The sequence below is a fragment of the Mycobacterium sp. genome (assembly GCF_035623875.1).
Taxonomy (GTDB): domain Bacteria; phylum Actinomycetota; class Actinomycetes; order Mycobacteriales; family Mycobacteriaceae; genus Mycobacterium.
Map to the genome: position 1 here is coordinate 1 of NZ_DASPSP010000199.1, position 8,278 is coordinate 8,278.

Here is an 8,278-nt window from a genome sequence, read left to right on the forward strand (position 1 = left end):
AAGGGTGCGCCGACTGGTCCGGCGCCGGCTGGCGGCCCTGTGCCCGGTCAGCCGGTTCTGCCGGGTCCTTCGGGTGCGGGCGCGCACTGAGGCTGATTCTCTCCGGGTTGTGCGGACCCGCTGGGTTACCACCAGCGGGTCCTGAGCGAACCGCCCAACGTGTACTCACCGCGAAAAATCAACGGAATCCTCGCAGTGAGTACACGCTCGACGTGACGGGGTCACCAGGTCAAGCCCTGATGCGGGAGTGCCGTCCGGCCAGCACCGGCTCATCGCCTCCTGGGTGTGATCAGTGGCGACGCGTGCACCCGCACATCATCCAGGTGCGCAGCCTCTCGAAACCGGCAGCTGTCGGCGCTGCTATTCCTGCACGATCACCGGATCGCCAATATTGACCGTGTTGAAGTACCACTCTGCGTCCGCTGGGCTCAGGCTGATGCAGCCGTGGCTGACATTCTCAAGCCCCATGGAATTGACGGCCCACGGAGCTGAATGCACGAAGATGCCGCGGCGGGTGATACGCACCGCATAATCCACGGGGACCCGGTAACCCGCGGGATCGGTAAGCGGGACGCCGACGCTGCTGGAATCCATGGTCACCGAGCGGTCCTTGGACAGGACCGTGTAGACGCCGACAGGCGTCGGGAACTCCGGCCTACCCATCGAGGCCAGCATCACCCCGTCTTCTCCCCAGTGCGGACGGTGGTGCGGCGCTGGTCGAGGAGGCGGCGGTGCCTCCCCGACTCCGTCGATGCTGACGGTGAACGTGTGGTCTGAGATATCGGCTACGCCTAGGACAGCAGGACCTGTCTTGAAGTCCGCGGACAGTGGGCCCACCGAGAGCGCCACCGTGCGGTGCGCCGGCCAGAATCGGTCGGGAACCCATTGCACGACATCGTTGTCGAGCCATTCGAACTTGCCGGTCATCGCGGGCGCTGATTTGATTTTGATGGCACGCTCAGCCGCTTGCCAGTTGGCGACGGGCGCGCTGAACGTCACCACCACAGGGTGCGCCACACCCACCACGTCGCCCGAGGTTGGTAGAACCGATGCGATGGTGAACCTGGGCGATAGGTTCGCCGCCGCCAGACTTACGCCGGCCGGCTTCGCAATGACGATCGCAGCGATCACAATCACCGCAAAAAGGCACCGCACAACCGCCCGCATGGCCCCGATTCCTTTAAGTTGACACAATTGCATTAGTGATCGTAGAGGTGCTCTGAGAGTGGAAGTGCAAGGGCGCGTTAGCAATTCGATCACGCCTTTGTCACGTTTCAGCTACGGACCGAGACGCCGACCTACCGGCCGGGGCAAGCCGTCGGCCCGGGGTCAGCCCTGACTCAACGATCCGTCGTTACTCGGGAGGGCCTGGCAAGATCGGCTGACCCGGTGCAGGCCCGCCAGTCGGCGTCGTACCACTCGGCGCATCCTTACCTGAAAGGCCACCGGCGCCAGTGAGTAAAGCTCCGCCTGGTGCCGGAGCACCCGCTATCACGGGAGCACCAACCGGCAAACCCACCGGAGCGCCCGCTGGAACCGGCGCAACCACCGGGGCACCCGCTGGCACAGGCGCGGCCGCGGCAGGACCAGCCGCACCGGACAGTGCAGCGCCAGCCGGCGCAGGCGGAATGCATACCGGTGCGACCGGTCCCCCGGCCACTGCCAGTCCCTGGACGCATGGGTAACCGCCCGTTATCAGCGTGGTAGCTGCCGCGTCCGGACTCAACGCTATAGCGGCCCCGCACAGCCCCGCGCCGGCAACTACTTTGATCTTGAATCGATCAAAGGTCGTCATCAACGTCAACTCCTTTTTCGTGCAGCAGAACCGCATAGCCGTACCACAGTCGTATTAGACAGCGACTCAATTCTTAACGGACTTGATCTTGAAAGCCACGCGTGTTGCACAACCGTTTTCAAATGGTGACGTTCTGCCGACGGTGGTCCCCCAAGAAGCACGGTGTCACGCCCGTAGCCTCGACCACACACCAGTGTGCCTCGATCGAACGTGCGAAACTGTTTGTCCTCAAAGGAGTTGCCTGATGTGTGTTCGTAGCGGTCGCTTCATCGTTCCACCAAGTGTCCTACGCCGGCTCGCCGAGGACGAGTCGATCCCGGCGGAGTCGCGACAAGCGATGCGCGATTGTGTCGCGGTCGAGGAAGCATGGCGAAGGCTGCGAGATGCCCACACCGAGGCAATCCAGTCCAGTCTTCTCGCCAGCGGGATCACCACCTTGCAAGTTGCCGGTGTGCTGGCGTCTGTTCCAGCCGTAACGGTCTACGACTGTAAAAACACTCGATCGCTGCCCGGCTCGCCAGTCGCGAATCCCGCTACCAGCAAAGACAGTACGGCGAAACGCGCGTTCGATACAACCCGCGCCGTGGTCGATTTCTACCGGCAATGCTTCGGGCGGAACTCGGTCGACGATGCCGGCATGACGCTGATGTCGTCGATTCACTACGGTGTGCGCTACGACAACGCCTTCTGGAACGGCTCTCAGATGACGTATGGCGACGGGGACGGCCAGGTCTTCACCGACTTCACCAAGTCCGATGACGTTATCGGCCATGAGTTAACCCACGGCGTCACTCAATTCACCGCAGGCCTGGACTACACCGACGAGCCGGGTGCGCTCAACGAGAGTGTCTCCGACGCATTCGGTGCGATGTTTCACCAGTGGCGAAGGAAGCAGACGGTCGTCCAAGCAGACTGGCTCATCGGCGCAGGTGTCCTCGGTCCCTTGGCAATCGCGAAGGGGTACACGTGCCTGCGCAACATGGCTCAACCTGGCTCCCAACACTGCCTGTCGCCGCAACCGTCGCACTACCGCGACTACGTTCCCGGAGGCGACCCGCACGAGAACAGCGGCATCCCGAATCACGCCTTCTACCTCGCGGCGACGACTGTCGGTGGACGATCTTGGGAAAAGGCTGGAAAAGTCTGGTACGCGGCGCTGACCAGTCCTGAAGCTCACCCGTCGACAGGGATGGAAGAGTTCGCCACGCTTACCCGGGCTGCCGCTAGATCGCTGTTCCCCCGCGACACCAACGTCTATCGTGGGGTGGACGACGCATGGACGCGAGTCGGTATCCCGTCGGCCGACACGTCGGTCTGAGCCGCTGTCGAACGAGGACGATCGAGGCACAGGAATGCAGACTCGCTACATCATTGAGCGACGTGGCGGCTTCGCCGGCCTGAAGGCCAGCGGCAGCATTGATGGTGACGCATTGGATCCTGGCGATCGCCAACTATTGGAACAGCTTCTCGACAGCGAAGAACCATTCGCCGGTGATCACGGCGCTGACCGCTACACCTACCTCGTTACCCGAGAAAATGCACTGGGAAGCACTACGCGCGAGATTCCTGAAAGCGAAATGCCCACTGCGGTGGCAAGCGTTGTCAGGTCCGAGATCTGACCAGACTTTTCACTGAGCAAGCAGATTGACGACACCGGTGAAGACGGTCGGCATCGCCGCCGCAGCCGGCACGATGCGCTGCCGTATGGGCGTGACGCCGCTCGCCTGCAGTAAGCCCGCGGTCAGCATCCGATAGCGACGCGTCATCTGGCGCCATTGGCGGTCGTAGGTGTCCGGGCGTTGTTCGACAACGGCTTTCACCAACAGCTCCGCCGCGCCGAAGGCCAGGCCGAGGCCCTCGCCGGTGAGAGCGTCGACATAGCCCGCAGCATCGCCGACCAGCAGGACCCGTCCCGCCACCCGGCTTGAAACCCGTTGGCGCAGCGGGCCGGCCGCGCGATCCGGCTCGTGCGGCAGACCCTCGATCCGATCCCGCAGAGCGGGAAACTCCGCGAGGTGAGAATCGAATCCGCCACGACGAGACTTCAGCACCGCGACTCCCACGCAGTCGTCGGCTATCGGCGTCACGTACGCCTCGGCATTAGGCGCCCAATGCACCTCGACGAAGTCCGACCACGGCGCGGTGCGCACGTGCCGTCGGATGCCCCAACGGCGGGCGCCCGGGCTCGGCCGCTCCAAGCCCAGGGACCGGCGGATCGGCGAATGCAGCCCGTCGGCGGCGGCCAGGTAGCGTGCCCGCCACTGCCCGGCGCGAACACACGTCGCGTCTTGGCTTATCTCATCGATTTCGTCATGGCAGATCCGCACGCCCGCACTGGTAGTAGCGTCGAGAAGCGCGCCGTGTAGCACGGTTCGGCGTACGCCGCGCCCGGCACCGCGGCTGAACAACGCGTCGACGTGCCGGTCGCCGTCCCGGTAGCTGATCCCCCGGAACGGCTTGCCGTGCGGGTACACGCCAAGCCTTTCCAGGTGCCGCAGCGTGTGTGGCATCAGCCCTTCACCGCAGGCCTTGTCGATCGGTCCGCTGCGCCGTTCGACGACAACCACTTCCAAGCCAGCTTTGGCGCCGTGGATTGCGGTGGCCAGTCCGGCCGGGCCACCGCCGACGACGAGGAGATCGATCATGCCAGGCTGGCCAGTGCCGCGTTTTCGACGTGGATTCGCGTCCTCAACAAGACTGCATTGAGAATCGTGAACACCAGCGCCGTGACCCAGGCGGTGTGTACCAGCGGCAGCGCAAAGCCTTCGGTGATCACCGCGACGTAGTTCGGGTGAGGCAGAAGGCGATACGGGCCGCCGGTGACGCGCGCCGCACCCGGTATCACGATCACCCGGGTGTTCCACTGGTAACTCAACGTGCTGATGCACCACCACCGCAGCGCTTGTGCCGCAAGCGCGATCACAAACATCGGCCAACCCAGCGCCGGGATAAACGGGCGGTGCAACAGGAACGCCTCAAGCAGACATCCCACGAGTAGGCCCGCGTGCAGTGCGACCATCACCGGGTAGTGCCCCGCACCGAACTCGACGCCGCCGTGCCCCAGGCTCACCGACCGATGACGTTCTGCGACAACGACCTCGGCCAGTCGCTCGACGGCGACCGCGCCGATCAACAACAGATACCAGGTCATCAGGACGTCACCGCCAGCGCAGCATCACGAGTTCGGAGCAGAAGCCGGGGCCCATCGCCATCATCAGCCCGGGGCTGCCCGCAACTGGGCGCTTGGCGATGGTGTCACGCAACACGTGCAGCACCGACGCAGACGAGAGATTGCCGACCTCACTAAGTGAGCGCCATGTCAATTCCAATGCGTCGTCGGACAGCCCGAGTGAGTCGACGATCGACTCGATGACCTTGGGGCCGCCGGGATGGCTGACCCAGGTGGGAACATCGGCGATGGTCAAACCATGTGTTGCAAGGAACTTCGTGACGTCATCGGGCAGATACGTCTCGACGACGGTGGCGACGTCCGGAGAAAGGATGAGGCCGAATCCGGTGGAACCGACGTTCCAGCCCATCGTGTTTTGCGAGTCGGGGTACAGATGGCTCCTGGATCCGAGAACGTCCGGGCCCGCGGCGGTCATCTTCTCAGCGCGCCGTGCGCCGACCGAGACCACCGCCGCGGCACCGTCGCCGAACAGAGCCGTGCCGACCAGGCTGGCGATCGAGCGTCCGGCCGCGGGATAGGTCAACGAGCACAGCTCGACGGCAACCAAGACCGCGACATCGTCGGGCGCACCTCGCAGGTAGTCGTTGAGTCGGGCCACCCCTGCAGCGCCCGCGACGCAGCCCAGCCCGAACAGCGGCACCCGCCGCACGTCCGGTCGCAGTCCCAGGCGGGTGGCGATGCGGGCGTCGAGCGACGGGACGGCGATACCGGTAACGGTTGTCGAGAAGATGACGTCGACTTCGTGCGGCTGCAAACCTGCCTCGTCGAGCGCCGCGGTCAGCGCTGCGCACCCGAGTTCCACCGCGTTCTCGATGAAGATGTTGTTCGCGTCGCCAAAGTCGGTCAGCGACACGTACTCCTCGAGAGGCCTTACCAGGTAGCGGCTGTTGACCTTGGAGCTCGCGTGCAGCTTGCGCAGGATGTCCTCACATCCGTCGAAAGCCGGTAACGCGGCGAGCATGTCGGTGATCTCGCTCTGGGCATATCGATGCTCCGGCAATGCGCCCTGCACACTGGCGATGACGCTGCCGGCGGCGTGAACACCAAAATTCTTGCGGCTCAATGACTTTGACACTCTTACTCATCCTTCTCGTGCGTGTTCCTTGCCGGCGTCGTTGCCGCTATTGACATCCCGCGTCGTCCACGTGACCCCTCGACGCGCGGACGGCGCGGCTTTCACCGATCCCGATCCACGTCGGGCCAGTGGCTTGGGCGCCCACCATCGGTGGTAACGCTTTCTGCGAACCCGGGCTTGAAGGCCCGTTCGCCTTTATCACGACTGAAGCCACCGGATGGTTCACTCCGGGCGCTGAGGGGCAAGTGTTTGGATTAATGCCGCCAGCCATAGGGACCGCCTGCCCTGCTCGAAGCTAATATCAACGGCCGATGACTTTTGTCAACGGTCGATGACTTGGAAGATACGCCCGCCCTCGGACCGTGTCAACAGCGGGTGACATATACAGTTTCAGGATGGCCGACACCCGCCCCCGCGATGCCGTCCAGACGCGGGCCGACATCCTGGCCGCCGCGCGCCGTCGATTTGCGGCGGAGGGGTTCGAGCGCACCACGTTGCGCGCTATCGCCGCAGATGTCGGCGTGGACGCGGCGTTGGTCATCCGCTACTTCGGCAGCAAGCAAGACTTGTTCGCGACAGCCACCGAGTTCAGGATTGATTTGCCCGACCTGTCGGGTGCGGATCCAGACGACATCGCGGACATGCTGCTGCCGCGGTATTTCGCGGTATGGGAGGACGACCACACCTTCCTGGCGCTGTTGCGGGCGGCCATGACGAGCCGGGTTGCAGCCGACACCTTGAACCAGACGCTGGCCACTCATGTCGCGCCCACGCTGATGGGTGCCACCCCGGACAACCACATGAAGCGCATCGCGGTGACGGATGCATTCGTGATCGGGCTTGCCGCAACCAGATCCGTTCTCGCCAATCCGCCGGTGGCTAGCCTCAGCCGTGAAGAACTCAGCCGGTGGGCCCGCCCGGTCTTTCGTCAGCTCCTGGTCGGGCCGGCGCCGTCGTGATCATGTCTGCCGGTCAGCAGCACTCCGGAGTCTTCACATGACGTCGGTGCGACCTCGCAACGCCAGCCGAACCCGTGCCGACATCTTGGCCGCAGCACGTCGCCGCTTCGGGGCTGAGGGCTATGAACGCACGACCTTGCGCGCCGTCGCGGCGGACGTCGGCGTGGATGCGGCGTTGGTGATCCGCTACTTCGGCAGCAAGCAGAACCTATTCGCGGCGGCAGCCGATTTCGCGATCGAACTGCCAGATCTGTCGGGTCTTGATCCCGATGACGTCGCGAACGTGTTGTTAGAGCGATTCTTCGCGGTGTGGGAAGAAGACGAGACGTTCGTGGCGCTGTTGCGAGCAGCGATGACGAGCCAACTCGCGGCCGACACCTTACGGCAGGTGTTCGCCGAACAGATCGCGCCCAAGCTGGTCACCGCCACTCCGGACCATCCCGGGCAACGGGCAGGCTTGACCGGCGCCTTCGTCATCGGGCTTGCGATGACCCGCTACGTGCTGGTGAATCCGCCGGTGGCCAACCTGAGCCGCGAGGAGCTCTGCAGCTGGGCCGCGCCGGTGATTCGCCAGCTGCTTACCGGGCCGGCAGCACCGGTTGCCTGAAGCAGTCTCAGAAAACCTCGTCCTCTGTGCCCCCAGCGCGCGACCGTTTACCAAAATCACTCGTGGGGGCCGAAGCGAACGGCTGTGGAGGAACGTCGGCGCAGGGTCAACCTTTGCGAGACAGATACCGCGACTAAGCCAGCGTGCACGCCTAGCGGACGTACACTTCCCGGCCGGTGGGGTATCCGCCTCCATGGGTGGTGATGTGGACGTGGTCGTAGTGGCCGTAGCCAGATCCTGATGGCCCACTCGGGGTGTAGTAAGTGCCCCGCCAGATGGCATCTTGCAACGCGAATCGATTCGCGTTCTTGAGCGCGAACGCCACAATCTCGTTTCCAAGCGCTATGCCTTGGGCGCTACTCGGATTCGGGATCATCACGTCGACCGCCAAACCCTCCGGATGCCACCTCAGCGCGTCCGGTCGAACGCCGCCCATGCTCTTGATCTCGGGGAACGCCGCGCTGATGCTGCGCGCGACCAAGATCGTCTTGACCTGCAAGCCACGCTCCGAAGCGACCCCCACGGGCAACAGCTGCGGGACGTATTTTGGAACCACTCGCCATCGTGATGCCCGTGATGCCGACGCCATCTCGCCCGGACCGGAGCTCACGCCAGACAAAGCCCACGACGATGTGGTCGGCGCGGCCGCGGT

The 8,278-nt window shown here is 64.2% G+C and carries 10 protein-coding genes; 4 read left to right on the forward strand and 6 right to left on the reverse strand.

The features are described 5' to 3' along the window. Positions 1–360: 360 nt before the first annotated feature. Both VEI45_RS16935 and VEI45_RS16940 read right to left on the reverse strand, forming a co-directional pair. Entirely contained in the window at positions 361–1,167 is an 807-nt protein-coding gene (locus tag VEI45_RS16935; RefSeq protein ID WP_324855246.1) for a L,D-transpeptidase, read from the reverse strand. A 187-nt stretch (positions 1,168–1,354) separates the two neighbouring features. After that, entirely contained in the window at positions 1,355–1,804 is a 450-nt protein-coding gene (locus VEI45_RS16940; protein ID WP_324855265.1) for a hypothetical protein, read from the reverse strand. Between the two features lie 235 nt (positions 1,805–2,039). On the opposite strand from VEI45_RS16940, the gene VEI45_RS16945 reads away from it, so the two are divergent. Beyond that, the gene (locus VEI45_RS16945) at positions 2,040–3,113 is read left to right on the forward strand and encodes a M4 family metallopeptidase (RefSeq protein ID WP_324855248.1); all 1,074 of its coding nucleotides are present in this window, start codon (positions 2,040–2,042) and stop codon (positions 3,111–3,113) included. 34 nt (positions 3,114–3,147) lie between these two features. Beyond that, the gene (locus VEI45_RS16950) at positions 3,148–3,414 is read left to right on the forward strand and encodes a protealysin inhibitor emfourin (RefSeq protein WP_324855250.1); all 267 of its coding nucleotides are present in this window, start codon (positions 3,148–3,150) and stop codon (positions 3,412–3,414) included. A 9-nt stretch (positions 3,415–3,423) separates the two neighbouring features. On the opposite strand, the gene VEI45_RS16955 is transcribed toward VEI45_RS16950, so the two are convergent. From VEI45_RS16955 to VEI45_RS16965, 3 genes are read right to left on the reverse strand one after another with little or no spacing between them, the layout of a single operon-like run. Beyond that, on the reverse strand, positions 3,424–4,440 hold the full coding sequence (locus VEI45_RS16955; RefSeq protein ID WP_324855253.1) for an NAD(P)/FAD-dependent oxidoreductase: 1,017 nt from the start codon (positions 4,438–4,440) through the stop codon (positions 3,424–3,426). Continuing rightward, positions 4,437–4,946, reverse strand: a complete 510-nt coding sequence (locus tag VEI45_RS16960) for an isoprenylcysteine carboxyl methyltransferase family protein (protein WP_324855255.1) — start codon at positions 4,944–4,946, stop codon at positions 4,437–4,439. Before VEI45_RS16960 ends, VEI45_RS16955 begins: the two co-directional genes overlap by 4 nt. Positions 4,947–4,953: 7 nt before the next feature. Further along, positions 4,954–6,060 carry a type III polyketide synthase gene (locus VEI45_RS16965; RefSeq protein ID WP_324855257.1) on the reverse strand — a complete coding sequence of 369 codons (1,107 nt, stop codon included), beginning with the start codon at positions 6,058–6,060 and terminating at the stop codon, positions 4,954–4,956. Positions 6,061–6,455: 395 nt separating this feature from the next. Here VEI45_RS16965 and VEI45_RS16970 point away from each other — a divergent pair, with 395 nt between their 5' ends. Together VEI45_RS16970 and VEI45_RS16975 are read left to right on the forward strand one after the other, a co-directional pair. After that, positions 6,456–7,019 carry a TetR family transcriptional regulator gene (locus tag VEI45_RS16970; RefSeq protein ID WP_324855259.1) on the forward strand — a complete coding sequence of 188 codons (564 nt, stop codon included), beginning with the start codon at positions 6,456–6,458 and terminating at the stop codon, positions 7,017–7,019. Positions 7,020–7,056: 37 nt separating this feature from the next. After that, a complete protein-coding gene (locus VEI45_RS16975) occupies positions 7,057–7,626 on the forward strand; it encodes a TetR/AcrR family transcriptional regulator (RefSeq protein ID WP_324855261.1) in 570 nt (189 codons plus the stop codon). 151 nt (positions 7,627–7,777) lie between these two features. Here VEI45_RS16975 and VEI45_RS16980 read toward each other — a convergent pair. Further along, positions 7,778–8,278: hypothetical protein (locus VEI45_RS16980; RefSeq protein WP_324855263.1), on the reverse strand; the 501-nt coding region annotated here is incomplete at its 5' end.

What these genes read in the sequence shown, in the direction of transcription:
- VEI45_RS16935 (WP_324855246.1), bottom strand. Translation starts at nt 1,167, where the DNA reads ATGCGGGCGGTTGTGCGGTGCCTTTTTGCGGTGATTGTGATCGCTGCG.
- VEI45_RS16945 (WP_324855248.1), top strand. Translation starts at nt 2,040, where the DNA reads ATGTGTGTTCGTAGCGGTCGCTTCATCGTTCCACCAAGTGTCCTACGC.
- VEI45_RS16950 (WP_324855250.1), top strand. Translation starts at nt 3,148, where the DNA reads ATGCAGACTCGCTACATCATTGAGCGACGTGGCGGCTTCGCCGGCCTG.
- VEI45_RS16955 (WP_324855253.1), bottom strand. Translation starts at nt 4,440, where the DNA reads ATGATCGATCTCCTCGTCGTCGGCGGTGGCCCGGCCGGACTGGCCACC.
- VEI45_RS16960 (WP_324855255.1), bottom strand. Translation starts at nt 4,946, where the DNA reads ATGACCTGGTATCTGTTGTTGATCGGCGCGGTCGCCGTCGAGCGACTG.
- VEI45_RS16970 (WP_324855259.1), top strand. Translation starts at nt 6,456, where the DNA reads ATGGCCGACACCCGCCCCCGCGATGCCGTCCAGACGCGGGCCGACATC.
- VEI45_RS16975 (WP_324855261.1), top strand. Translation starts at nt 7,057, where the DNA reads ATGACGTCGGTGCGACCTCGCAACGCCAGCCGAACCCGTGCCGACATC.